The sequence below is a fragment of the Povalibacter sp. genome (assembly GCF_036735925.1).
Classification (GTDB): Bacteria; Pseudomonadota; Gammaproteobacteria; order Steroidobacterales; family Steroidobacteraceae; genus Steroidobacter.
This window is the reverse complement of the sequence record NZ_DAINNK010000010.1, coordinates 60,639-86,857: the sequence shown is the minus strand read 5'-3', so window position 1 is coordinate 86,857 and position 26,219 is coordinate 60,639. Positions and strand designations below refer to the sequence as shown.

Annotated in this window: 21 protein-coding genes; 17 read left to right on the top strand and 4 right to left on the bottom strand. The window is 63.5% G+C overall.

Going from position 1 to position 26,219, the window contains the following annotated elements:
• The 9 genes from V7D81_RS05460 to V7D81_RS05420 form a co-directional block, all read left to right on the top strand.
• The coding region (locus V7D81_RS05460) for a heme lyase CcmF/NrfE family subunit (RefSeq protein WP_324315086.1) at positions 1 to 1,316 on the top strand (1,316 nt) is incomplete at its 5' end.
• 5 nt (positions 1,317 to 1,321) lie between these two features.
• Entirely contained in the window at positions 1,322 to 1,843 is a 522-nt protein-coding gene (locus V7D81_RS05455) for a DsbE family thiol:disulfide interchange protein (RefSeq protein ID WP_324315084.1), read from the top strand.
• Positions 1,840 to 2,286, top strand: coding sequence for a cytochrome c-type biogenesis protein (locus V7D81_RS05450; protein ID WP_324315082.1), 447 nt, complete (start codon positions 1,840 to 1,842; stop codon positions 2,284 to 2,286). Before V7D81_RS05455 ends, V7D81_RS05450 begins: the two co-directional genes overlap by 4 nt.
• On the top strand, positions 2,283 to 3,344 hold the full coding sequence (locus tag V7D81_RS05445) for a tetratricopeptide repeat protein (RefSeq protein ID WP_324315080.1): 1,062 nt from the start codon (positions 2,283 to 2,285) through the stop codon (positions 3,342 to 3,344). Before V7D81_RS05450 ends, V7D81_RS05445 begins: the two co-directional genes overlap by 4 nt.
• Positions 3,345 to 3,361: 17 nt before the next feature.
• On the top strand, positions 3,362 to 4,258 hold the full coding sequence (locus V7D81_RS05440) for a MaoC family dehydratase (protein WP_324315079.1): 897 nt from the start codon (positions 3,362 to 3,364) through the stop codon (positions 4,256 to 4,258).
• 5 nt (positions 4,259 to 4,263) lie between these two features.
• The gene (locus V7D81_RS05435) at positions 4,264 to 4,812 is read left to right on the top strand and encodes a nitroreductase family protein (RefSeq protein ID WP_324315077.1); all 549 of its coding nucleotides are present in this window, start codon (positions 4,264 to 4,266) and stop codon (positions 4,810 to 4,812) included.
• Positions 4,813 to 5,003: 191 nt separating this feature from the next.
• Complete coding sequence (locus tag V7D81_RS05430) at positions 5,004 to 5,462, top strand: hypothetical protein (RefSeq protein ID WP_324315075.1); 459 nt, start codon at positions 5,004 to 5,006, stop codon at positions 5,460 to 5,462.
• Entirely contained in the window at positions 5,459 to 6,037 is a 579-nt protein-coding gene (locus V7D81_RS05425; RefSeq protein ID WP_324315074.1) for a DUF4136 domain-containing protein, read from the top strand. The genes V7D81_RS05430 and V7D81_RS05425 overlap by 4 nt, the downstream gene beginning before the upstream one ends.
• Before the next feature lie 9 nt (positions 6,038 to 6,046).
• Positions 6,047 to 7,822: a DUF885 domain-containing protein gene (locus V7D81_RS05420; protein ID WP_324315072.1), complete on the top strand. Its 1,776-nt coding sequence runs from the start codon at positions 6,047 to 6,049 to the stop codon at positions 7,820 to 7,822.
• Here the strand turns inward: V7D81_RS05420 and V7D81_RS05415 are convergent.
• Positions 7,800 to 8,483 (bottom strand): hypothetical protein, encoded by a 684-nt coding sequence (locus V7D81_RS05415; protein WP_324315070.1) that lies wholly within the window; start codon positions 8,481 to 8,483, stop codon positions 7,800 to 7,802. The genes V7D81_RS05420 and V7D81_RS05415 overlap by 23 nt on opposite strands.
• 419 nt (positions 8,484 to 8,902) lie before the next feature.
• Between V7D81_RS05415 and V7D81_RS05410 the strand changes: the two genes are divergently transcribed.
• The 5 genes from V7D81_RS05410 (at position 8,903) to V7D81_RS05390 (ending at position 16,535) form a co-directional block, all read left to right on the top strand.
• Positions 8,903 to 10,930 (top strand): tetratricopeptide repeat-containing sulfotransferase family protein, encoded by a 2,028-nt coding sequence (locus tag V7D81_RS05410; protein ID WP_324315068.1) that lies wholly within the window; start codon positions 8,903 to 8,905, stop codon positions 10,928 to 10,930.
• Between the two features lie 64 nt (positions 10,931 to 10,994).
• The gene (locus tag V7D81_RS05405) at positions 10,995 to 13,361 is read left to right on the top strand and encodes a TonB-dependent receptor (protein ID WP_324315067.1); all 2,367 of its coding nucleotides are present in this window, start codon (positions 10,995 to 10,997) and stop codon (positions 13,359 to 13,361) included.
• Positions 13,362 to 13,430: 69 nt separating this feature from the next.
• A complete protein-coding gene (locus tag V7D81_RS05400; RefSeq protein ID WP_324315065.1) occupies positions 13,431 to 14,666 on the top strand; it encodes a sterol desaturase family protein in 1,236 nt (411 codons plus the stop codon).
• A 131-nt stretch (positions 14,667 to 14,797) separates the two neighbouring features.
• Positions 14,798 to 16,078 (top strand): sugar MFS transporter, encoded by a 1,281-nt coding sequence (locus V7D81_RS05395; protein WP_324315063.1) that lies wholly within the window; start codon positions 14,798 to 14,800, stop codon positions 16,076 to 16,078.
• Between the two features lie 52 nt (positions 16,079 to 16,130).
• A complete protein-coding gene (locus V7D81_RS05390; RefSeq protein ID WP_324315061.1) occupies positions 16,131 to 16,535 on the top strand; it encodes a YchJ family protein in 405 nt (134 codons plus the stop codon).
• Positions 16,536 to 16,561: 26 nt separating this feature from the next.
• Here V7D81_RS05390 and V7D81_RS05385 read toward each other — a convergent pair whose 3' ends face one another.
• Positions 16,562 to 17,974 (bottom strand): pseudouridine synthase, encoded by a 1,413-nt coding sequence (locus V7D81_RS05385; protein ID WP_324315059.1) that lies wholly within the window; start codon positions 17,972 to 17,974, stop codon positions 16,562 to 16,564.
• Positions 17,975 to 18,136: 162 nt separating this feature from the next.
• Between V7D81_RS05385 and V7D81_RS05380 the strand changes: the two genes are divergently transcribed.
• The gene (locus tag V7D81_RS05380; RefSeq protein WP_324315057.1) at positions 18,137 to 20,473 is read left to right on the top strand and encodes a serine/threonine protein kinase; all 2,337 of its coding nucleotides are present in this window, start codon (positions 18,137 to 18,139) and stop codon (positions 20,471 to 20,473) included.
• A 19-nt stretch (positions 20,474 to 20,492) separates the two neighbouring features.
• Positions 20,493 to 21,332, top strand: a complete 840-nt coding sequence (locus V7D81_RS05375) for an acyl-CoA thioester hydrolase/BAAT C-terminal domain-containing protein (protein ID WP_324315055.1) — start codon at positions 20,493 to 20,495, stop codon at positions 21,330 to 21,332.
• Between the two features lie 605 nt (positions 21,333 to 21,937).
• Here V7D81_RS05375 and V7D81_RS05370 read toward each other — a convergent pair.
• Positions 21,938 to 22,984, bottom strand: a complete 1,047-nt coding sequence (locus V7D81_RS05370) for an NADP(H)-dependent aldo-keto reductase (RefSeq protein WP_324315053.1) — start codon at positions 22,982 to 22,984, stop codon at positions 21,938 to 21,940.
• A 332-nt stretch (positions 22,985 to 23,316) separates the two neighbouring features.
• Here V7D81_RS05370 and V7D81_RS05365 point away from each other — a divergent pair, with 332 nt between their 5' ends.
• A complete protein-coding gene (locus V7D81_RS05365) occupies positions 23,317 to 23,616 on the top strand; it encodes a hypothetical protein (protein WP_324315052.1) in 300 nt (99 codons plus the stop codon).
• A gap of 7 nt (positions 23,617 to 23,623) precedes the next feature.
• Here V7D81_RS05365 and V7D81_RS05360 read toward each other — a convergent pair whose 3' ends face one another.
• On the bottom strand, positions 23,624 to 26,215 hold the full coding sequence (locus V7D81_RS05360) for an alpha/beta hydrolase (RefSeq protein ID WP_324315050.1): 2,592 nt from the start codon (positions 26,213 to 26,215) through the stop codon (positions 23,624 to 23,626).
• Between the last annotated feature and the right edge of the window lie 4 nt (positions 26,216 to 26,219).

Genomic DNA, 26,219 nt, shown 5'->3' with positions numbered 1-26,219 from the left:
CCTGGGTGTTCCTCACGTGCGGCATCACGCTCGGCAGCTGGTGGGCGTACTACGAACTCGGCTGGGGCGGCTGGTGGTTCTGGGACGCGGTGGAGAACGCTTCGTTCATGCCGTGGCTCATCGCGACGGCGCTGATTCATTCCCTCGCCGTCACGGAGAAGCGTGGGCTGTTCAAGAGCTGGACGCTGCTGCTGTCGATCACCGCATTCTCGCTGTCGGTGCTCGGTACGTTCCTGGTTCGCTCGGGCGTGGTCGAATCGGTGCACGCCTTCGCGAGCGATCCGACGCGCGGCCTGTTCATCCTGACGTTCCTGGCGGTGTGCTCGGGTTCCGCGCTGGCGCTGTATGCGTGGCGCGCGCCGCTGTTTCGCACTGACACGGGATTCGCGCCCGTATCGCGCGAAAGCGTCCTGCTCATCAACAACGTGCTGCTGGTGGGTGCGACGCTGCTGATCCTGCTGGGCACGCTGTATCCGATGTTTCTCGATGCACTGGATCTCGGAAAGATTTCCGTCGGGCCGCCGTACTTCAACATCGCGTTCCTGATTCCCATGCTGCCGATGCTGCTGCTGCTGGCGCCGGGAATGCACGCCGGCTGGAAGCGCGCCAGCTACGAGCGCACCGGCCGAACGCTCGTCCTGCTGCTCGGTGTCGCCATCGTTGCGGGCCTCGTGCTGTCGCTGGCGGTTTACGGATGGCATTCGGTGATGACGACGGTCGGATTTGCACTGGCCGTGTGGATCGGACTTGCAGCGCTGATGGATCCGGTGTCGCGGCTGATCAGGAAGCAATCGTTGTCCGCCAGCATCGTCGGCATGAGCGTGGCGCATCTCGGGCTCGCGCTGTTCGTGCTCGGCGTCGCCACGACCGAGTCCTATCGCAGCGAAACCGATCTCAGCCTGCGCCCCGGGCAGACCGCGGAACTCTCCGGTTTCCAGTTCACGATGACTAAGCTCGGCGAAGTCGCCGGCCCGAACTACGATGCCATCGAGAGTGAAATCCGCGTGACGCGCGACGGTGAAGAAATCGCCGTCCTGCATCCGCAGAAGCGCACTTATCGCGTGCAGAAGAATCCGATGACGGAAGCCGGCATCGACTCGCGCTGGACCCGGCACCTGCTCGTGTCGATGGGTTCGCCGCTCGGCGACGGCGCCTGGAGCCTGCGGCTGCAGTACAAGCCGATGGTGCAGTTCATCTGGTTTGGCGCATTCACGATGGCGCTCGGCGGACTGATTGCGGCGACGGATCGCCGTTACCGTTCGCGGGTGACTGCGGACGCCACCGTGTCGACGACCACCGGCGTCAAGGCGGCCTGACGATCATGTGGCGATACCTGATTCCGGTCGGTCTGCTGGCCGCGCTTCTCGCGTTCTTCTTCGTCGGGCTCGGGCGCGACAAGGAGACATTGCCGTCGCCGCTGATCGGCAAGCCGGCGCCGCAGTTTTCGTTGCCCAGCGTCGGCGGCAGCTCGCCCACGGTGTCGACCAGCGACTTCGCCGGTCGGCCCTACGTGCTCAACGTGTGGGCCACGTGGTGCGTAGGCTGTCGTCAGGAGCATGAAGCCTTGCTCGAAATCGCCAGCCGCGGCGAAGTACCCATCGTCGGACTCAACTGGAAGGACGACATGCAGCTCGCACTGCAGTGGCTGCAGCAGCTCGGCAATCCCTACGTCGCAACGGCCTTCGACGAAGAAGGGCGGGTGGCGATCGACTGGGGCGTGTACGGCGCGCCGGAGACCTTCCTGGTCGATGCGTCGGGCAAGGTGATTCACAAACACGTCGCGCCGATGACCGTCGAGATCTGGGAGCGCGAGTTCCTGCCGCTGCTGAAGGTGCGCGAATGAAAGCCTGTGTCGGGGTGATGATCCTGCTGCTCGCCGTGTCCGCGTCGCAGGCCATGGACACAGCGCCGGCCTTCGACGATCCGGCGCAGCAGGCGCGCTACGAACACCTCGCGCGCGAGTTGCGCTGTCTGCAATGCCGCAGTGAAACGATCGCCGATTCGAGTGTCTCGCTCGCCGCGGACCTGCGCCGGCAACTGCGTGAACTGATCGCCACGGGCAAGAGCGACGACGAGATCAAGACGTACATGACCGATCGCTACGGCGATTACATCCTCTATCGCCCGCCGGTGAAGTCCAACACCTGGCTGTTGTGGGCGGCGCCGGTGCTGCTCGTGCTCATCGGCATCATTGCCGCGTTCGTCGTCATCTCGCGCAAGTCGAAGCTGCCCGATGACGATCTGCCGGCCGATGACCGCGCACGCACCGGCATGGGTGAACCATGACGGCATTTGCGATCGTCTGTGCGGCCCTGCTGCTCGTGACGCTGGTCTGGACCACGCTGCCGCTATGGCGTCCGCGGCCGAGCGTCGATGCAACTGCGACTCGCAAGGAACGTCGCGTGTCGAGCGCGGTGGTCATACTCGCTGTGACCGGCCTGGCAGCCGTCATGTATGTCCAGCTCAGCAACTGGAACTGGCAGGCCGTCGAGACGGCCGGCGTCCAGAGTGCCGAAGTCGACCGGATGCTCGCGCAGCTCGAAGCGAAGCTGGCGGCGAATCCGCAGGACATCGAAGGCTGGATATTGCTGGGTCGTTCGTATTTCACGCTGGAGAAGTTCCCGCGGGCGGTCGAGGCGTACCAGCACGCTTACGACCTCAGCCGCGGCGAGAACGTCGACGCGACCATCGGTCTCGGCGAATCGCTGGCCATGCTCGATCAGGCATCGCTGGCCGGACGGGCAGGCGAACTCTTCAATGAGGCGCTGCGTCGCGCACCGAATCATCCGAAGGCGCTCTGGTATGGCGGCATCGCCGCGTTGCAGGCGGGCGATCTGAAACTCGGTCGCGATCGGCTGCAGAGGCTGCTGGCTCACGAACCGCCGCCGCAACTGCGCACGATCCTCGAACAGCAGATCCAGGATCTGAACGAACAGATCGGCGAAGCGGGAGAGGGCGGCGCAGCGACTGCGGCGACCCCTGCAGCAGCGACGCAGAAACACACGATCCAGGTCTCGGTCTCGATCGCTCCGGCCATCCAGCAGCAGCTCAAGGGAGCCACGCCGCTCTTCATCCTCGCGCGCGATCCTGCAGCAGCCGGTCCGCCGCTGGCCGTGCAGCGACGCAGTTCTGCCGAAGCGCCGCTGACGCTCGAACTGAGCGAGGCCGATGCCATGATGCCGACGCGGACCCTCGCTTCCGCTTCGCGCGTTCAGGTCGTCGCGCGCCTGTCCCTGTCCGGCGCGCCCCAGCAGCGCAGCGGCGATTTTTACGGGGAAGCCGACTATGAATTCGGCAAGGACACAGGCACATTGCAGATCGTGATCGATCGCACCGTTCCCTGAGCGTTTGACGGTTCCTGATGCCAGCCACTGAAAAGATTTCGTTCGCCGGCCCGCCATCGATGGTGCCGGCCTTCGTCCGCGTCTTCCTCAGCAAGAAGCCCTTCGTGGCGCCTGCAGGCGCCGTCGTGACGCCGATCGAACTCGAAGCGCGCCGCGTGCGGCTGTCGGAGAGTCACTTGCGCACGTATCGTGACGTGTGCGGCGTGCCGGCGGCTGCGCATCTGCCGCCTGCGTATCTGCACGCCGTGGCGATGCCGATGCACATGCAGTTGTTCATCGCGCGCGGCTTTCCGGTCAAGGTGCTGGGACTCATTCACCTGCGCAACACGATCCGCGTATTCAAGGCCATCGACACGCGTGCACCGCTGCGGCTGACCGTGCACTTCGACACGCTGCGGCTCACGGACGCGGGCCAGGAGTACGACTTCACGACCCGCTACGAACGCGACGGCGAACTGGTGTGGGAGGAAGTCAGCACCATGTTCGCGCGCGGCACGCAACCGACGAAGGTGGAGGGCGGCGGCGGCAAGCGCCCCTCCATCGAGCGCTCGAATCATCCGCAGGAAGGCACGCAGACGGACACGCTCGACATCGCCGAGAACACCGGCTGGCGTTATGCGCGCGTCTCCGGCGACTTCAATCCGATTCACCTGACGGCGCGCACGGCGGCGATGTATGGCTTCAAGCAGGCCGTCGCGCATGGCATGTGGTCGCTCGGTCGCTGCCTGGGTGCAGCGGCATCGCACCTGCCGCACGAGGGCATCCAGATCGACACGCAGTTCAAGCTGCCGGTGTATCTGCCGTCGCAGGCACTGGCGCGAACCTGGGCCGTCGACAGCGGCGTCGACATTGCGATGTGCACCATGCGCGGCGATCGCCTGCATCTGGCGATGCAAGTGCGCAGGCTGGGGTAAGGCTCATGGATCTTCTCACCGGCATCGAATCGCGCACCTCCGCGGCCAAGCTGATCGAACCTGCACCGACGCGCGAGCACATCGAACGCATCATCGGCGCCGGTGCGCGTGCGCCGGATCATGGTCGGCTGCGGCCCTGGCGTTTCGTGGTCCTGCAGGGAGAGGCCCGCCGCACACTCGCCGATGCGATGGCCGATCTGCTGCGGCGGAAGAATCCCGAGGCCACGGCCGAGGATCTGGATGGCGAGCGCCGCAAACCGATGCGCGCACCGACCATCGTCGTCGTGGCCGCACACATCACGAAGGGCAAGATTCCCGAAATCGAGCAGGTGCTGGCCGTGGGCGCAGCGGTCCAGAACATGATGCTGGCGGCGGGAGCGCTGGGGTACGGCGCAATGTGGAAGACCGGCGGCGCCGCGTACGATGCCGGCGTGAAGCAGGCGCTCGGGCTGGCGGCCGATGATCACATCGTCGCCTTCCTGTATCTCGGAACGACCGCCGTTGCCGGGCCGCTGGTGCCGGCACCGACCGAGGGCAGCGTTCGCTGGCTGTAGCTCCAGGGTCGGACCAGTTGTAGGTCAGGCTTCAGCCTGACTCCGCAGAGGCCGGCTAAAGCCGGCCCCACAGGCAGCAGCACGGATTCCACAATTACTGATTGATCGGCGCCGCCGTTGGCGCGCTACTAACGCCCGGGCGCAGGGAACCGACATCCCGGGTGGGCGGTTCATGGCCACGGAGGTGTGTCATGTGGCGCGTAGCGTTTCGCGGGCTGTGGGTTGCGATCACCGTCGCGGTCGTGGGCTGGTCGTTCCAGGTGCGGGCCGATGACCAGGCCGCCGACGACGCAGATTCCAGCAAGGCAACGCAGCTGACCTTCGACGATGCCCGATCCGCGCGCGTCCAGGGGCGGCTGGTCGGTAAGGACAAGCACGAGTACACATTCGATGCCCGCAAAGGGCAGAAAGTCGTCCTGGCCGTGTCGTCGGATCTGTCGCCCTGGATCGGTATCGATCTGCTGGCGCCGGTCTTCGCGAGCACGGTCAAGAACGCGCCGGCGATCTATACGAACTTCATCGATGGTACGACCCGCTGGGAGGGCGTGGTGCCGGGCAACGGCACCTACACGGTGCGGCTCGGGTTGCTGAGATCGCAGGCGCAGAAAGTCGGTCGGGTCGACTACGAACTGGATGTGAACATCAAGTGACGAAAAAAATTCCGGGTCTCGTTCTCGCCGCCTTCCTGCTCGCCGGTTGCGCTACCGATCCGATCGAAACTGCAGGCGATCTCGCCACCGTGCCGGCGTTCCGGACCTTCAAGGTGCAGGAGGAACGGCTGATCTTTCCCGAACAGATTCCGGAAGGTCAGCGTGATCGCATCGCCAGCGAACTGCGGGCCGCCGCCGTTGGCGCGTTGCAGGGCAGGGGGTATCGCGAAGTGACAGGCAGTGAGCCGGCCGATGTGCTGGTCGTGCTCGGTGCTGCTGCGCGCACGACGATGACCGAGGCGGTCGAAGAAGATCTGAGCAAGCACATCAATCCGGTGAATACCTCCGTATTCGATGCCAGCAGCGGCGATACACCCTCCGACGCGTCGGCTCCGCGTCCGCCGGGCATCGGTCGCGAGGGCGACCTGATTCTCTACATCCTCGATCCCGCGACCCAGCGTTCGTTGTGGAGAGCGAGTTCCAGCGGCGCGGCGAGCACGCCGGGCGAAGCTTTGCGCAAGGCGCGATCGGCCTATCGCAGCATGGTGAACAAGTTGCCGATGGCGGGCGGCTGAGTCGAACCCATGCTCCGGCCACTGCGCGTGCCGGTCTGCCTGTGTTTCGTACTGTGCCTGCCTGCGCCGTTGCACGCCCAGACGCAGCCGAACGTCGCCGAAACTGCGCTTGCCCAGGTCATCGCCGACCATGAGCGCCTCGATCGCATCCGCGATCCGCTGACCGCAGGGCAGGAAGGCGATATCGAAGCGCTGGCCCGTCTGCCGGACGTCCGGCCGGAAAGCGAACGCAAACTGCGCGAGGCATTCACGACGCTCGGGAAGCGCATCGCCGCCATCGATGCACGGCAGCTCTCCGCCGAATCGCGACTGAATCATGCATTGCTGCAGCGATCGGTCGACATCCTGATCGAGCAATACGGCTACGACCTGTCGCGCATCGCGTTCGAGAACGACAGCGGCTTTCACACGCTGGGCGACTACATCGGGCGGACGACAGTGATCGCATCGCGCGCCGACGCGGATGCCTGGATGTCGCGCCTGCAGGCGATGCCCGACTACTATCGCCAGAACATCGCCAACCTGCGCCGCGGCATCGGCACGAAACTGACGCAGCCGCGCATCGTGGTCGACCGCGTTCTCGACGTGGCGCGCCAGCAGGCTGCGGCAAACCCCGAAGATCATGTGCTGCTGACGCCGTTCGCGAAAATGCCGTCGAGCATTCCGCAGGCGACGCAGGCCGACTATCGTGATCGCGCCCTGCAGATCGTGCGCGATCAGGTGGTGCCGCAGCAGAAAGCCTTCGTCGACTTTCTCGCCCGTGAGTATCTGCCGGCGGCCCGCAAGCAGATCGGCTGGCGTTCCACGCCGAACGGCGAAACGACCTATCGTTTCCTGGTCCGCCGCGAAACGACCACGACCATGACGCCGGATGAAATCCATAAGCTCGGCCAGTCCGAAGTCGCGCGCATCCGCGAATTGATGGAGAAGACCATCGCGTCGACCGGCTTCAAGGGTACCTTCGCCGAATTCCTGCACATGCTGCGCACCGATCCGCGCTTCTATCCGAAGACGCCGCAGGAATTGCTGGAGAAAGCCAGCGGGGTCGCGAAGCGTGCGGTGGGCGGCGTGCCGCCGTTGTTCGGCCGGTTGCCGCAGCTCACGTATGACGTGCGGCCCGTGCCGGCCGAGATGGCCGAAGGCTACACGACCGGCCGCTACTGGGGCGGCAGCATGAAGCTCGGTCAGCCGGGCGGATACATCGTGAATACATCGAAGCTCGACCAGCGGCCGCTGTACGAACTGCCGGCGCTGACCGTCCACGAAGCGGTGCCCGGTCATCATCTGCAGATCGCGCTCGCGCAGGAACTGGATGGCCTGCCGTATTTCCGCCGCAATCTCGGCCCGACGGCGTTCGTCGAAGGCTGGGGTCTCTATTCCGAATTTCTCGGTGAAGAGATGGGCATCTATCGCGATGCGTACGAAATGTTCGGCCGCTATTCCTACGAGATGTGGCGCGCCTGCCGGCTGGTCGCCGACACCGGCATTCACTGGCTCGGCTGGGACATCGAAAAGGCCCGCCGCTGTTTCATCGACAATTCGGCGCTGTCGCCGCACAACATCCAGACCGAACTCGAGCGCTACATTTCATGGCCGGGCCAGGCGCTGGGCTACAAGATCGGCGAACTGAAATTCCGCGCGCTGCGCAAGGAGGCGGAGAGTGCGCTGGGCGAGAAATTCAACGTGCGCCAGTTTCACGATCGGCTGCTGCTCGGCGGACCGCTGCCCATGGACGTGCTGGAAGTGCAGGTCCGCGAGTGGATCAAGGCACAGCAGCGTTCGTGACGGCGGACGGGTCCGGCTGCTGTGCAACCAGCGCCAGCACGGTGAGCCGCGGCGGACGGAGATTGCCGAAGGGTGAGCAGCGCAGATTGTTGCTGACGATCTGCACCGACAGGAGCGGCAGGATCGCACGCAGCAGTTGCTCGACGAGTTCGCAGTCCCCCGCGTCGAGGCGCATCGAACGGTTTCTCGAAAACGAAATCGTTTCCCATGAGGCCGGAAATCGCTCGAGGTCGGCCGCACCGGGAAGCGGTTCACCGCGTACGCGTGCCACGAGGCGCTGTTCGCTGCTGTACCCGGTCAGCGCGGCGACGTTTTCTTCGGTCGCGGCGACCGGCGATTCCAGCAGAACATCGAAACGCGCATTGCCGGACGAATCGTCGCAGGCATAACCGTGCAGCGTCAGCGTGTCGCGCGCGCCGAGCTCGGTGAGGATCGAGCGCAGTTTCTGGCGCAATGCACTGCAGGTATAGAACGTGCTGTAGCCGCGATACACGAAGGTGATCTGCTGCTTCTTCCAGACCGCCTCGATTTCCGCATTCTCCGGAGCGGCCAGCGCGCATGCGTGCACGCAGAGTGCGGTCGTGAACGCCGCCAGCAGTGCGAACCGTCCGATGATTCCCGTCCGCATGATCCCCGTCGGCATGATTCCCTGAGTGCGCATGCATCCTCCGATGCGCGAGCGACCGCTGATGGCGTCCGACCATAGACATCCGGGCGATCCATGCCCAGAACGCTTCGGTCAACGGCCTGCAAACGCCGGCAGAAGGCTGTCCGGGTCGAAGGACACGGAACGGGGAGCAAATGTTTCAGCGATCGGTGCGCAGTGTCCGGACGACGAACGCTGCCTTTGCCGGATGCAGCGGCATGTTGCCGGGCTGCAACGTCTACCCGCGATGCATACAAGCCCGCGGGTCATTCGCCTGCAGACCCGTGCGCCTTGCCTCGATCAAGGCCGATGGTTAGCCTAGCGACGGGGATTCAGCAGCCGCCGCCCTTCGTTGCAGGATGCGAACGTGGCGGGAAACCGACGGGGAGTGTCCTGAGTCATTCAATCCAAGCCATGCGTGCGGAGAGAACGGCGTGACCGCCGCGGTCGAACCTGCTGGCACTCTGGACACGGCGCTGGCGCATACGGCGCATCTTCTTCATCGCGACCCCGCACTGGCCGTCGAACAGGCCAGCGAAATCCTCAAGGTGGTGCCAGGTCATCCGCAGGCCATCCTGCTGCTGGGCATCGGCCAGCGGTTGCGCGGCGACGTGCCGGCAGCGCTCGCCGTCCTCACCGATCTCGCTGCCCATCAGCCGAATTCCGCACAGACTCACTACGAACTGGGACTCACGCTCGCCGCCGACGGGCAGGGCGATGCCGCAGTCGCCGCGCTGCGTCGCGCGCTGCAGCTCAAGCCGGATCTTCCCGATGCCTGGCGCGTGCTCGGCGATCACCTGCGTGCGCTCGACGATCCATCCGCTGCCGACGAGGCATACGCACAGCACATCCGTCACTCGACGCGCAATCCGCGCCTGCTGGAAGCCGCCGCGGCATTGTGCGAGAACCGCATCGCCGAAGCGGAAGCGCTGCTGCGCGACTATCTGAAGCAGACGCCGACGGATGTGCCGGCGATCCGGATGCTGGCGGAGGTGGCGGCGCGGCTGGGTCGTTACGCAGATGCGGAATCGCTGCTCGAACGGTGTCTCGAACTGGCGCCCGGCTTCGTTGCAGCACGACACAATCATGCCGTCGTCCTGCATCGCCAGAACAAGTCGCCTCAGGCGCTGATGGCCATCGACCAAGCGCTCGCCGCGGATCCGCGCAATCATGGCTATCGCAGTCTGAAGGCCGCGATCCTGAGCACACTCGGCGACTACGACGCAGCGATCGAACTCTATTCGCAAGTCGTCGATGCGTATCCGCGTCATGCCAAGGTCTGGATGAGCTTCGCGCATACGCTCAAGACGGCCGGCCGTCAGCAGGAGAGCATTGCCGGTTATCGCCGCTCCATCGAACTGGCCCCGCATCTGGGGGAGGCGTACTGGAGTCTGGCGAACCTCAAGACTTTCCGCTTTTCCGCCGCAGAGAGGGCGGCAATGCAGGCCCTGCTCGATCGCGACGACCTGTCGGCAGAGGACAGGTTTCATCTCCACTTTGCGCTCGGCAAGGCATGCGAGGACATGGGTGACCATGCGTCCTCGTTCCGGCACTACGATACCGGCAATCGCCAGCGGCGCGCGCTGATCCAGTATCGCGCCGACGACACGTCGGAGTACGTACGTCGCTGCCAGTCCGTCTTCACGGCCGATTTCTTCAACGAGCGTCGAGGCTGGGGCGCCCGGGAAGCCGATCCCGTTTTCATCGTCGGATTGCCGCGCGCCGGATCGACGCTGCTCGAACAGATTCTGGCGAGCCACCCGCTGGTCGAAGGAACGATGGAGCTGACCGATATCGTGTCGCTGGCGCGCGAGCTGGCCGATTCGCGATGGAAGGGTGCCGATTCCCGCTATCCGGAAGTGCTGGCGTCGCTCACGGCGGAGCAATGCGAGCAACTGGGACGACGTTATCTCGACCGCACGCGGATCTACCGCAAGCAGGGTCTGCCGTTCTTCATCGACAAGATGCCGAACAACTTTGCTCATGTCGGCCTGATCCATCTGATCCTGCCCAATGCCAGGATCATCGATGCGCGCCGGCATCCGCTCGGCTGCTGCTTCTCCGCGTTCAAGCAGCATTTCGCGCGTGGGCAGCATTTCACGTACGGGCTGGAGGATCTCGGCCGGTACTACCATGACTACGTAGAACTGATGGCGCACATCGACGGGGTGTTGCCTGGCCGCATTCACCGCGTCATCTACGAAGAGATGGTCGACGACACCGAGCTGCAGGTGCGGCGCCTGCTCGAGTACTGCGGACTGCCGTTCGATGAGCGCTGCCTGCGCTTCTACGAAAACGACCGCGCCGTACGTACCGCCAGCTCCGAACAGGTGCGACAGCCGATCTTCAAGGACGGTGTCGATCACTGGCGTCACTTCGACGCCTGGCTGGAGCCGCTCCGGCAAGCGCTCGGGCCGATGCTCGACAGCTATCCGGCGGTGCCGCCGTTCGAGCCGCATTGATGGAATGGAAGGGTTTGAAGCCACTACCCAGGGGATTCACATGACGCGCAGCAGATTGAGAAAGATGAGAAGACTGCAAACCGTCCGGCACGCCGTCACGACGCTGCCGCTGGCGGCCGCCGTGTTCGCGGTGAGCCACGCTGCATCGGCAGCGGAAGAAACGGGCAACGTCGTGCTGGAGAACGTGATCGTCACGGCGCAGAAACGCCAGGAGGATCTGCAGTCGGTCCCGGTCAGCGTGCAGGCCATGGGAACCGCGAAGCTGGAAGAGCTGCATGTGCAGGGCTTCGACGACTACGTCAAGTTCCTGCCCAGCGTCTCATTCACTTCCATCGGCCCGGGATTCGGTCTCGCCTACATGCGCGGCGTTGCCAGCGGCGAGAACAACAACCACTCCGGACCGCAGCCGACGGTGGGCATGTACCTCGACGAGCAGCCCATCACCACGATTCAGGGTGCTCTCGACGTTCACCTCTACGACATTGCACGCGTCGAAGCCCTCGCCGGACCGCAGGGCACGCTCTATGGCGCGAGTTCCGAGGCGGGAACGATCCGCATCATCACCAACAAGCCGGATCCCGACAAGTTCGCCGCGGGGTACGACCTCGAAGGCAGTTCGATCGAAGACGGCGGCAGCGGGTACGTAGCCGAAGGATTCGTGAATGTCCCGATCGGAACCTCGGCGGCAGTCCGGCTGGTGGGCTGGTATGACAACCAGCCCGGTTACATCGACAACGTCGCGACTCCCAGAACCTTCACGACGTCGGGCGAATGCGTCGTCAATTCCCCCTCGCCGCCGGCAGGCTGCGTATCGACACCTTTCCATGCCAAGAAAGATCAGAACGAAGTGGAAACCTATGGCGCGAGGGCCGCACTGCGTATCGATCTCAATGACAACTGGACGATCACGCCGGCACTGATGGCCCAGAAGCAGACGAGTGACGGCTCGTTCGCGTACGCGAAGAATCTCGGCGACCTGAAAGTGGCCAAGTACTATCCCGAGACCAGCGAGGACAAGTTCATGCAGGCCGCGCTGACGGTCGAAGGCAGGATCGGAAATTTCGATCTGGTGTATGCCGGCGCGTACCTGAAGCGCGATGATGTCGTGAACCAGGACTATTCCGACTACTCCTACTTTTACGATCTCGGCGGGTCGGGTGTGTACTGGACGGACGACGAGGGCGTGCCGCTCGGCGACCCGTCGCAATTCATTCACGGAACGGACGACTACAAACGCCAGAGTCACGAGATCCGGCTATCGTCGCCCTCGGACAATCGGCTGCGCTTCCTGGTGGGCGCGTTCTATCAGAAGCAGGAACACGAGATCTTCCAGAACTACCAGATCCGCGGCCTCGGCGTAGACACCAGCGTGAGCGGTTGGCCCGGCACGCTGTGGCTGACGCAGCAGAATCGCGTGGATGAGGACTACGCACTGTTCGGAGAGCTGAGTTTCGACGTCACGGAGCAGCTGACCCTCACGGGCGGCTTGCGAACATTCAAGACCGAGAGTTCCCTGAACGGCTTCTATGGCTTCTCCGAGAACTATGTCTATGGCGATACGTACGGCGAAGCTTTCTGCTTCTCGGCAGACCAGCTGCGCGACGCGCCATGTACCAACCTGGACGATACGGTCAGCGACAAAGACACGATTCCGCGCGTCAACGTCACCTACCGCATCGATGACGATCGCATGGTCTATGCGACGTATTCGCGCGGCTTCCGGCCAGGCGGCGTGAACCGCAACAACGATGTGCCGCGCTACAAGCCGGACTATCTCGACAACTATGAACTGGGCTGGAAGACCTCCTGGGCAGGCAACCGTTTCCGCCTCAATGGCGCGGTCTTCATGGAAGAGTGGAGCGATATCCAGTTCTCGTTCCTGCCGCCTTCCGGCGTGGGGCTCACCGTCATTCGCAACGCCGGCGATGCCGAGATCAGGGGTCTCGAAATTGATATGGCCTGGGCCGCTTCGGATGGGCTCACGCTCGGCGGTGGATTCACGTATCTCGATGCAGAGCTGACGGAGGACTACTTGCCGGATCCGGACGGACCTGCGACGGCGCCCAAGGGCACGCAGTTGCCAGTGACGCCGAAGTTCAAGGCGAACCTGACGGCGCGCTTCACGTTCCCCGTCGGCACCGGCGACGGTTTCTTCCAGGCCGCCGGCGTGTACAACGGCAGCAGCTGGTCGGATCTGCAGGAAGCGGATCGCGAGATCCTGGGCAAACAGGATTCCTACGCCATCGCCGATTTTTCTGCAGGCTTCCGGAAGAACAGTTATTCGTTCGAGCTGTTCATCAACAATGCTTTCGACGAGCGTGCCCAGCTGTACACGTTCGCCGCGTGCTCGACGGATGTATGCGGCGTGAATCCGTACATCGTGACGAGCCAGCCGCGCACGGTCGGACTGAAGTTCGGTCAGAAGTTCTGAGGAGTGAAGGCGGGTGGACACTGTCGTCCACCCGCTTCCGGCCGGCCGATCCGGCCAGGGGACCGCTCAGTGAACTACGTCGAAGTCGCCATCCCGTTCTTCATCCTGGCGATGGCGCTGGAATTTCTCTACGGCCGCTTCGCCGGCCGGCAGACCTATCGTCTCAACGACACCGTCAACAGCCTGCAGCTCGGCGTGCTGAGCCGGCTCGTCGATCTGCTCAAGCTCGGTTTCGCCGGCATCGTGTTCGGCGCGCTCGTGAAATGGCTGGGCGTGCCGCAGTGGTCGATGGACTCCGCGTGGCAATGGGTCGTCGCCTTCGTCGCCTATGATTTCTGCTACTACTGGAAACACCGCTTCGGTCACGAGTGGCGCATCCTGTGGGCCTCGCATGTCGCGCATCACCAGAGCGAGGAGTTCAATCTCAGCACCGCGCTGCGCCAGGCCGGCACGGATTACATCGGCTTCGTTTTCTACATTCCGCTGTTCCTCGCCGGCATTCCCGCAGCGGTGGTCGTGACCGTCGGCAGCCTCAATCTCATCTACCAGTTCTGGGTGCACACCGAGCACATCCGGCGGCTCGGCCCGCTCGAATGGATTCTGATCACGCCGTCGAATCATCGCGTGCATCACGCGCGCAATCCTCTGTATATCGACAGGAACTACGGCGGCGTCTTCATCCTGTGGGACCGCCTGTTCGGCACGTTCCAGGACGAACTTCCCGATGTGCCCTGCGAGTACGGCATCACGCACGGGCTCAAGAGCTGGAATCCGCTGTGGGCGAACGTGCATTTCTGGTGGGAAACCGCACGGATCGCCTGGCGCACGCGCCGCTGGCGCGACAAGCTGCGGATCTGGTTCATGCGTCCCGGCTGGTTTCCCGAGGACATTGCAGCGGAGTTCGAGGCGAAATATGCCAACGCCGCACCGCCGGGCAAGTTCGATCCGCCCGCCGCCGGATTCAGCAAGGGCTACGTGTTCGCGCAGTTCTGGCTGCTGACGGCGGGTTCGCTGTGGCTGCTCGGCGCCGCCGAGGATCTGCCGCGCTCGTTCGTGCTGCTGGCCTTCGGCTGGTTCTGTGCATCGTTCTACGTGCAGGGCCAGTGGCTCGAAGGCGGGCCCGCGGGCCGGTGGCTGGAATGGTCGCCGCTCGCACTGCCGCTGTGCGTCGCGCTGGCCGGCCCTCTGTCCTGGCCTGCCGTCAGTACCACGCTGCTGACGGTGCTCGCGGTCTACGCGGGAATCAGCATGCTCGTGCTGGTCGTCGAGCGATTTGCCGCTCCCGCGCCACTGACCTCGGCCTGAGCGTTGCCCGGTCCACCGCTGCCCCTGCAGAAATGATGGCGTTGTCAACGGCGGAATCGCTAAGATGCCGCCGCGCCGCGACCTCGCGTTGCCGGCGCAGGTGGGGGATACACCAGCAGTGAGACCGGCTCATGGCTTATCAGTCGACGACTACAACATCTACAACCGCCAACAACCAGCAAACCAGCTACCTTTCCGCACTGATCGTTCTGACGTCGTTGTTCTTCATGTGGGGGCTGATCACCTCACTGAACGACATCCTGATTCCGCATCTGAAAGCTGCCTTCTCGTTGAGCTACGTGAAGGTGATGCTGATCCAGTTCTGTTTCTTCGGCGCCTATGCCGTGATGTCGCTGCCTTCGGGCTTCCTGGTGGAACGTGCCGGGTACAAGCGCGGCATCATCATTGGCCTCGTGACGGCGGGCATCGGCTGCCTGCTGTTCTTCCCGGCGGCAGGCATGCAGTCGTATCCGTTCTTCCTCGGTGCGCTGTTCGTGCTGGCTTCCGGCATCACGCTGCTGCAGGTGGCCGCGAATCCGTACGTCGCGATTCTCGGCCCGCCGCGCACGGCCTCCAGCCGGTTGACGCTGACGCAGGCGTTCAATTCGCTCGGCACGACCATCGGACCCTTCCTCGGATCAGTACTGATCCTCTCGGCGGTCAGGCCCGAAGGCGACGAAGCGACGGTGCGCGCCGCCGAGGCAGCGACCGTCCAGGGCCCGTACGTCATCCTCGCACTGACGCTGTTCGTGATCGCGGTGCTGATCGCCCTGGTGAAGCTGCCGCAGATCGAGGCGCAGGATCAGCCGGCCGATGCCGGTGCGGGGACGTACCAGCAGCACAAGAGCGTCTGGGGCTATCGGCACCTGGTGCTCGGCGCGGTCGGCATCTTCCTGTACGTCGGCGCGGAAGTGTCGATCGGCAGCTTTGCCGTCAACTTCCTGAGCCAGCCGACGATCGGCGGACTGACGGAAGTGGAGGCGGGCAAGTACCTGTCGTACTACTGGGGCGGCGCGATGGTCGGCCGCTTCATCGGCGCCTGGGTGATGACGAAGGTGAAGCCCGGCCGCGTGCTGGCGTTCAATGCCTTCGTGGCCGTGGGCCTGCTGCTGGTCGTCATGCTGTTCGCCGGCAAGACGGCGATGTGGGCATTGCTCGCCATCGGCCTGTTCAACTCGATCATGTTCCCGACGATCTTCACGCTCGCCATCGACGGCCTCGGCAAGCACACCGGCGAGGCGTCCGGCATCCTGTGCGTCGCCATCGTCGGCGGCGCGATCATTCCGCTGCTGCAGGGCTACTTCGCAGACATCAATCTGCTGTACTCCTTCATCGTTCCTGCCGTCTGCTATCTGTACATCGCGTACTACGGACTGAAGGGACACAAGGCGGATCTGAAGCCAGCTGCCTGAGGCAACGGCGCGGACGGCAGCAATGTCGTTCGCGCCTTCTTCCATGACATCGATGCCCTGTCCGTGCGGTTCGACGCTCGCGCTGGCTGCGTGCTGCGGCCGCTGGCATGCAGGCGCATCGGCACCGACGGCAGAACAGTTGATGCGTTCGCGTTACGCCGCCTTCGTGCTGCTCGATGCGCCGTATCTGCTGCGGACCTGGCACGTCAGCACGCGACCTGCATCGGTGAGCTTCGAGCCCGGCCTCAAATGGCTCGGTCTGAAGGTCGTGAGTGCGCGAACCGTCGATGCCGATCGCGCCGAGGTCGAGTTCATCGCGCGTTATCGCGTGGGCGGCGCCTCGGCCGGGCGGCATCACGAACGCAGCCGGTTCGTGTGCGAAGGTGGTGAGTGGTTCTACGTCGACGGCTCTGCCTGTGGGGCCGGCTTCAGCCGGCCATCTGAAAAGTCAGGCTGAAGCCTGACCTACAGGCAGAGGCCGGCTCAAGCCGGCCCCACAGGCAGAGAAGAGACGAACCACACCGGCGGCGCCGCCGTGAACTCGCACAGCTTGCGCTGCAGCGGATGCCGAAAGCGGATGCGCCACGCATGCAGGCACAGCGGCGCAGCATCGACCGGCAGCGTCTGGCTGTCGCCGAGTTCATCGCCGCGCAGATAGACGGGATCGCCGCAGACGGGAAATCCGAGGTGCCACAGATGCACCCGGATCTGGTTGGTGCGGCCGGTGAGCGGTCGTGCTTCCAGCAGGCTGGTGCCGTCGTCGAGTCGCTGCAGAACCTGAAATTCGGTACGTGCCGGCAGTCCCGATGCTGCGTCGATGACGCGCGACCCGGCATGGCCGGCATCGGCGCTGATCGGCGCTGCGCAGACAAACTCGTTGGCGGCCGGATGGCCGTGGACGCACACGAGATAGTTCTTCTCCACCTCGCCGCGGGCGAACTGCGCCTGGATCTTTCCGGCGATGTGACGCGTGCGCGAAACGACGAGTGCGCCGGTCGTGTTGGCGTCCAGTCGATGCGCCGGGCGCGGCGTCTGCGGGTGATAGAGCGCGTCGAGGATGTACTTGAGCGTGTTGCGATTGAAGCGGCCGCCGGCATGCATCGGCAGCGGCGCAGGTTTGTTGATCACCAGCAGCGCTTCGTCTTCATGCAGCAACTCGATCCGCATGTCGACGTCCGGTTCGATGACGCCGGGAAATCGGTGCAGATAACGTTCGCCGGCGCGCACGCGGGTCGCAGCGGGAGCCGGGCGTTCGGCGGAATCGAGCAGCAACCCCTTGTCGCAACGCTCCTGCCAGAAGTTCGCGGGAATGTGACTGACGATGCGGCACAGCGCATCGAGCAGCGTCAGTCCATCGCAGGCAGCCGGAATGGTCACGGGCCGGAAATGATCGTGCGGCACGCTACCGGGCAGCGGATGGATGAGGCGCTCGATCTGTTCGTGGCGGATCGCGATGCGTTTCGCCATGTCGTTCGCGTCGATCCCGCAGCAGTAGGGGCAGTGCCTGCCTGCCTCGTAGCGTTCGTGCTGGCGATCCTCGGCCGTCAGCACATGGCGGCAGTTGGTGCACTGAATCCACGGCGCATCGGTTGATTCCAGGTCGGGCGCGCGGAGTTCCTTCTTCACCCGAATGCTCATGCGCACGAACGGCTGATGCTCGATGCCCGCGACCTGCGGCTGCAGATCTTCGAGGCCCGGCCAGCGGCGCAGTTGCTCGATCAGCTGCTCCGTTGCCTCCGTCTCTCCCGCGACCGACAGGCTGATGCCTTCGGGCGTGAGCAGGATCGAACCCTTCAGATGCCCTTGCCGGCACAGGGACAGCAACGCGGCGCGCCGATCCTTGAGATCGGCCAGTGCCGCAGGATGATGGGCGGTGACGCAGACGAAGGGATGCATGGCCCGAACCATAGCAAGCGTCGGACCAGTGTTCGACGCTTGGACATAACGAACGGGCCGTTCGCGTCGTAGGTGTTGCGCGGACGGCGGCGCCATGCGGCTTGTCAGCCGTTGCCATCTCGCCGACGATTGCGCCACGTCCACGACACAGGCCGGCTTCGCATGCAGCCACTGCCTCCCGGCGATCTCAAAGAACTCCTGTCGCTGCTGCAGACGGCGCTGGAACTGTCGGAGCCCGATCGCGAGCAATGGCTGGCGACGCTCGATCCCCGCAAGGGCCATCTCAAGCAGACGCTCGCCGATCTGCTGCAGAAGCAGGCGCAGTTCGAAACCGACGACTTCCTCCAGTCACTGGCGGAGTTCACGCGATCGCAGGGTGAGGGCGTCCCGCTGCCCGCATCGCCGTTCGCCGGCGCCCTCGTCGGGCCGTACCGGCTGATCCAGCCCATCGGCGAGGGCGGCATGAGTTCGGTGTGGCTGGCCGAGCGCGATGACGCAGTGATCCGGCGCAGGGTGGCGCTGAAGCTGCCACACTGGTGGGCGCTGACGAAGCTGACGGATCGCGCGGTGCAGGAGCGCGACATTCTCGCCTCGCTCGAACATCCGAACATTGCGCGTCTTTACGATGCCGGCATCACGTCGGATGGCCGGCCCTACCTGGCGCTCGAGTACATCGAAGGCCAGCCCATCGACATCTACTGCCGCGACCGCGCGCTGGAGCTGCGAACCCGGGTGCAGCTCATCGCGCAGATTGCGCGGGCCGTCGCTTACGCGCATTCGCGGCTGATCGTGCATCGCGATCTCAAGCCCTCGAACATCCTGATCGACGCGCAGGGGCAGACGCATCTGCTCGACTTCGGCATCGCGAAGCTGCTGGAGGAGGGCGGTCCGAACAAGGCGCTGACGCAGGTCGCGACGTTGATGCTCACGCCTGCGTACGCGTCGCCCGAACAACTGCTAGGGCAATCGGTGACCACGGAGAGCGATGTGTATTCGCTCGGCCTGGTGGCCTATGAGCTGCTGACCGGATTCCGACCGTATACGCTCAAGAACGCCGCGAACACCGGCTGGGAAGTCGTCTCCGCCCACATCCATCGGCCCAGCGACGTGACCGAGAGCGGCAGCGATGCGCGACTGCTGCGCGGCGATCTCGACACGATCGTCCTCAAGGCGCTCAAGAAGGAACCGGCCGAGCGCTACGGCACCGCGGCCGCATTTGCCGACGATCTCGAACGCTACCTGCGCAACGATCCCGTGCTGGCACAGCCCGACTCCGCCAGCTATCGGCTGCGTAAGTTTGCGGCGCGCAACCGGCTGGTGGTCGGTGCAGCCGTCGCCGTCGTGGCGGCGCTGGCGATCGGACTTGCGGTGTCGATGTGGCAGTTGCAGGTCGCGCGCGAGCAGCGACGTCATGCCGAGGAGGTGAAGGAGTTCACCGCATCCATCTTCCGGTCCGCGGATCCGTTCTTCACCGGCAAGAACAACATGAGTGCGGCCGAGCTGCTGACATTCGCGCGCGAACGCATCGATCGCGAACTGGTGTCGCAGCCGCGCAGTGCCGCGGAACTGCTGCTGATCGTCGGCGAGGCGCAATCGAATCTCGAACGGACGGAAGAAGCACGCGCGACGCTGGAGAAGGCGCTCGCCGTGGCGGCCGGTTCGCTGCCGGCGGACAGCCTGCCGGTCGCGATCGGCCACAGTCAGCTCGCCAGCATTGCCCTGCAGCGGTCCGACTACGCTGTCGCGGAGAAGGAACTGGCGATTGCCCTTCCTCTGCTGCGTGCCTACGGCGAAGAGAAGGAAGGCGCCCGGCACCTGGCGTCCTCGCTCATGATCAGCGGGTTCATTGCCGGCGAGCGCGGCGAAGGCGAGCAGGCCATCGCACAGATGCAGGAGGCCGTCGACGTACTGCGCAAAGCCTTCGGCGCGGACGACTCCGAAACCATTCTCGCCACGCGCCAGCGCGCGCAGGAATACCTGCTCATGGGCAACGCCGCGGAAGGTCTCGTCGCGGCGCGCGCGGCGCATGAAAGCGCCATCAGGAATTTCGGCAACGGCGGACGCAACAACCTGCTCGCCGAAACCGAGGATGTCTACGGCCGCGCGCTGGTCGATTCGGGGAACCTCGAGGAAGGCATTGCGCATCTGCAGGCATCCATCGAGCGCGCCGAGAGCATTCTCGGCCCCGAAGCCGATTCCGTCGTGAGCAAGCTCAGCTGGCTGGCCCGCGCGCAGTCGAAACTCGGCGATCTGCCCGGCGCCATTGCGACGCTGGAGAAGGCCGTGCGTATCTCGAAAGACGAACTCTCGAAATTAAGACCCGCGATGCCGCGATGCGAATTGGGCAGGTGGATTGAAATTCCTATCCGCGACTCGCGAGATATCGTTACGATCAAGCGAATAGCTCAGAAAGCAAGTGCTCATGAGAAAGCTAACTATCGTATGTGCGTGCTTGGTTCTAAGTGTGAGAACCATCGCACCCGCTGTCGCTCAAGCTAGGGAACCCATCGAAAGTTCCGTGAGAGCGAACGGACTTGTGGCAGCTTTTTTTGTGCCTGCGGGAGCAGAAAAACCGCTGCCTGCCGTGATCGTACTAGGTGGTTCGGAAGGTGGCGTAGGCGGAGACACTGCACGGTCAATTGCGCAGCACGGATTCGCAACATTAGCCTTGGCCTATTTCCGAGCACCAGGATTGCCGGACGAGTTGGGCAACATCCCCCTCGAATATTTCGACACTGCGATCAATTGGTTGAAAGAACAACCCGCCGTCGATGCCAATCGCATTGGCGCATTCGGAATTTCCACGGGCGGGGAAGCCGCGCTGCTCATCGCATCGCGCAATCCGACTATACGAGCAGTCGTAGCAGGCGCCCCCTCCAATGTCGTCTGGCAAGGCATAGGGAAAGCAAGCGCGCCAGGTGGGGCTGCGTCATTCAGTCTTGGCGGCAAGTCTGTTTCGTTTCTCCCATACGATCACTCCAAGTCATTCACGACAGTCTACGACTTATATATCCGAAGCTTCGCAAAGCGTGATGCATACCCTGATGCCGCTATCCCCGTTGAGAAAATCAATGGAGGCATTCTCTTGATCTGCGGTGAAGACGATCGCTTGTGGCCGTCTTGCCCAATGTCGGACGAGGTTATTGCGCGCCTCAAGGAGAAGAAATTTCAGTCGCGGGTGCAACTATTGCGGTACTCAAATGCTGGACACGGCGCTGTTGGAGAACCCTACACTCCCGACGATCCTACGGCGAAAGACGAATTGGGTGGAACGCAGGGTGGAAACGTTGCAGCGCGTACCGATGGATGGCCAAAGGCGATCGCCTTCCTCAGCGAAGTACTAAATCAAAAACGTTGACGAGCGCAAAGTTCATGACCGACTTACTTATAACCTCAACTATGCGGGAATAGCTGCGGAAATAGTGCATCGAGCACTTGATCGGAAAACGAAGAGATATCGCGCCCTTTGGGCTATCCGCCCCGACAATTCCATCGGCCGGCAAAACACCGAGTAAATCGCGACTGATCCCGGGGTCAACATAAGACCGCGATGCCGCGATGCGAATCGGGCAGGTGGATTGAAATTCCTATCCGCTATCAAAATAGATCCAGCCCTGGTATCGCTGCTTCTTCTGGACGCAAACAATGATGTAGGTAAATAGCGAGGCCTGCATCACCTGTCCATAAACTGTACCGTCCTTGACCATGGATTAGTCGATCTCTAGCGCACTGCCAGATAGCGTGCATCGAAAACTTTCTTGCTCGCTCAAGCCAGATAGCGTCTCCCCATCTGCGGAAGAGATACTGCCTGCCGTTCCGTGGAAAATATTCGATCCTGAGATCTTTTGACCTGGATAGCGCTCTTGGTTGGGTGATCGAAAATATCCACTTCGTCCCCCGCTTCAATGTGAAACACCATGTCAGCGTCCTTGCCAGCGCAGGCCCTGCCATGCTCATCGCGGGCTACGGACAAGGATTGGCTTGCGCGCGATGCACCGCTTCGATTGCTTGCATCACTTCGTCGCTTAGTTTGAGTTCTGCGCTGCCGAGATTCGTCTTGAGCTGCGCCAGCGTCGTCGCTCCGATCAAATTGGAGGTGAGGAATCGTTGCCGATTGACGAAGGCCAGCGCCATTTGGCTCGGATCGAACGCATGCCTGCGCGCGATATCGACATAGGCGGCGGTGGTTCTTTCGGCAATGTCGCCGTTGTAACGGGAAAAGCGCGGAAAGCGCACGACGCGGGCCTCGGGCGGCCGCGCGCCGTTCAAAAATTTACCGGACAGCATGCCGAAGGCGAGCGGCGAATACGCAAGCAAACCAACGCGTTCGCGGATGGCCATCTCCGCCAGGCCCACTTCGAAGGTGCGATTAAGAAGGTTATAGGGATTTTGAATGCTGACGATGCGCGCGAGTTTGCGCTGCTCGGCAACGCGCAAAAATTGATGCAAGCCCCACGGCGTTTCGTTGGAGAGGCCGATGTGGCGCACTTTTCCTGAAGCAACCAGATCGGTCAGTGCATCCAGCGTTTCTTCGACGGGAACGGATTGCTCGTCCTCCATGTGCCGGTAGCCCATGCGGCCGAAGAAATTGGTGCTGCGATCCGGCCAATGCAGTTGATACAAATCGACGTAGTCGGTTTGCAGGCGCTGCAAACTTCCCTCGACGGCGGCGAGAATGTTTTTGCGGTCCAGCCCCGTCTTGCCGCCGCGCACGTGGTCGATTTTCAATACGTGCGTCGGGCCGGCCACCTTTGTGGCGAGTACTATCTTGTCGCGCTTGCCGCTGCGTTTCAGCCACGCGCCGATAATGCGTTCCGTCGAACCGTAGGTTTCCGCGCGCGGCGGCACCGAATACATTTCGGCGGTGTCGATGAGGTTCACGCCGTGGTCGAGCGCGTAGTCGAGCTGCGCGTGCCCTTCCGCTTCGGTGTTTTGCTCGCCGAACGTCATCGTGCCGAGGCCGATGACGCTGACTTTGATATCGGTGCGACCCAGTTGACGGTATTCCATCTGTATGCCCAATGAGATTGATTTGGTGAGATTGCGATCTATCGACGGCCGAATTTTAAAGCCTTGTCGAGCGTCGATTCAAAATTGGCGCAAGGCGACGAGAAATTCGTACAGGCCGGCGAACGAGGCGAAAGAGCGATCGCGCCAGAACGTTGTTCCATGCGACCGCGCAGGCTGCGCACGTATCCCAAAGCGTGCAGTCAAGATCGAAAACGACGGACTCGATTCGATCGTTCATTTGCGCGCACCCAACCGCGCAAGCATCGCGGACAATTCTTCCGGGCTAATGTAAAAGCGCTCGCGCACGCGTCCCCACAGCAGTGGTCAGCCGCATGATGCAGGTGAAATACGCGGACCTGGAAATGCCGCGCGATCTGCCGCGAGGCAAGCACCAGGCGCTTCCCGAACATCTCGTGGATCGACTCTACGAACTCGCCGGACTCGTGAAGCCGGTGCCCGAGACACGTCGGGTTCGCGCCCCGCGCGTCGCGGCGGACCGTCAGCGCAAACCGGCCAAGCGTTCGGTGCGCGCAGCAGAGCCGCGGAATTCGCGCGAACGCAAAGGCCCGCGCGACACAGGTTCATCGCCCGGCCGGCGCAAACCTGCCGGCGGTCGACGGTCCGGTCGCTGACGCCACCTCATCCCCCTTCGTCCCTGCGAATCGACGGTGCCGCCGGCAGTGTTGCGGTGAACTCGTCGATCGCCTGCAGTACGGCGTCACGATGCGACAGCAGAATCCAGTGCGACGCGCCAGGTATTTCGAGCACCCGTGCACCCTGCACGCCGGTGCGGAATTTTTCGATTTCGCGGCGTTGCATGGCGTCCTTCATGGACTGCAGTTCGCGCAGCGTGTTGCGCAAATCCGTATCAGTGCGATCGTGCCAGGGCTGCAGTAACGCATCCGGTCCCGCGGACGTGGCGTAGATCGCAAGCGCAGGCGCATGCACGCGGGCGTAGTCCGGCCTGGGAATGCCCGCCTCGATCGCTTGCAGCAGCCGCAGGTCGATCGTGCGTTGGCCGGCCAGGTGGCGATCGTTCACATTCCACATCGCAATCGCCTCGCCTTCCGGGAGCGGCGCCGACCCCACTCTGTCGAAGTAGCCCCGCAGCGCCGTGTAGGACAGCAGCTCTTCGGGACGCGGCTGCGGGCGATCGGGCAGGCTCGCATTGAGTTCGCGGTAGCGGCTCGAAACCGGCAGCGTGCGATCGTACGCTGCGTCCAGATAGATCAGTGCCGTGACGCGCTGCGAGTGATGCGCGCCGAGCGTGCTCAACTCGTCGCCGGCGATGGAGTGGCCGACGAACACCGCCTTGTCGATGCCGAACGCATCGAGCACCCGCAGGATGTCCTGTGCGAGCCTTGCCTGGCCGTAGCCATGGTCGGGGTGGCTCGAACGGCCGATGCCGCGTCGAGTCATGCCGATCACGCGATAGTGCTTCGAGAGCAGAGGCGCGAGGTCATCGAATGAGTGGGCGGTCGCGCCCAGTCCATGCAGCAATACCATTGCCGGGCCGCTGCCGCCCCAGTCCAGCACCTCGATCTGCACGTTCTCTTCCACGGCGACGGACTTCACTTCGTGAGGCGAGCGATCGTTCCAGGTCGACATCTGCGGTCCGAGCTGCGACGCCGCCGACGGCGCCGGGCATGCCGTGAGTGAATCGCCCAGCAAGCCGTTGCTCGCGGCGCGCAGCGTGGCGAAGCCTTTGGGAAAGTACGCTCGCAGCGTGACGACATCGCTCTCGATCAGATCAGGGGACTGAACTTCGACGGTCGTCTGCTGAACCTGCAAAGCGCGCAGCAGCCGAGGCGCGAAGTCGACAGGTCCTGCATCGACACGACTCGCGGGTATGCCGGCCAGCTCTGCGGAGATCAGCGCGGGCAGGTGTCCGACACTGAGGCAATCGACTGCGATCCGATCGTCGAGTGCATTGCGCTTCGCGCTGCAGTAACCGATGCCCGGCAAATGACGGCGTTTTCCGTCGGCGGGCAATTGCAAGGAGACGGGCTCGAGCATCGCCGCGGAATACTCGAGTTCGAGCCTCGGCGCGTCGGCCTGCGCAAGCCGGTGCAATGCGGTTTCGGGCAGCAGCCAGGCGCGAGTGATGATCTCGCTGCCCGGAGCGCCACCGGCGAGGCCCGCAGCTCCGGGCGTCGTAAAACGCGCCGGACGCAGTTGGACCAGCGGCGCTGCACCGCTGCCGTAATAGTTCGCCTGTACGTATGCGATCTGCACTCGCCAGTCTTCGGGCAAGCCACGCACGCTCGTCTGCGTAACGAAAGCGATCGCGTCCTTGCCGGCCGATTTCAATCGCTCGTCGCCCCACAGACGCAGACCGAATCGCTCGCCGACGCTGTCGAACTGACGGTCGTTCGCAGCATCGGGAACGCGTGTTGCCGGAAAGCAGGCGGATACCTGATGCAGACTCGGCGACACGGGCGCCGGTTGCCGACCTTGCGACGTCTTTTGCAGCGCGAAGGTGCTCTGCCAGGGCAGCAGAACGATCGGCGCCACGATCGCCAGCACGCCGAGCGACACACCACCCGCCAGGACTGCGCGCGCTGCACGTTGATTGCGACGGGCATAGGCACACCACAGACACAACACCGCCGCGACGATGAAGATCGTCTTGCCGGGGATCATTGCCATCCAGAACGCGCCGTTGACTTGCAATGCCTCGCCGACGGACAGGTTTTCGGGGCCGGGCGGCGATATGAACGGTGTCGGAATCACGAACACCAGAATGAAAAGACCAATCATCACGCCGACGCCTTGAATCACGCTCGCCGTACACACGGCCACCATCAGCACGATCGGCAGGTACAGCAGCTCCACGGAATCGTGAAACAGCACGGCTTCCCATGCCGACTCGACCAGTGAGCGACCCTGCAGCAGATCCACCGCAAGCACCGTCAGCACGCGCGGGACATAGATGACGAGCGCCAGCAGGCCGAGCTTTGCCGGAATCAGCGCGCGGCGCGGTACCGGCCGGCACAGCCAGTCGTCGGTCAGACTCACCGGCGAATCCGCCTGGATCACGGCGAGGGTCACGATGCCATTTGCCAGGCCGATCATCGTGGGCAGGAAAAAACTCAGCGCTGACCATGCGTCGAATCTGCTCACGAGCACATCGAGCATCTGCAGGAGCATCGTCAGCAGCAGCAATGGATAGAGCGCCAGCGCATCCTTCTTGAGGATGGCCATGCCGATTCCCGTGGACGTTTTATTCATGGAC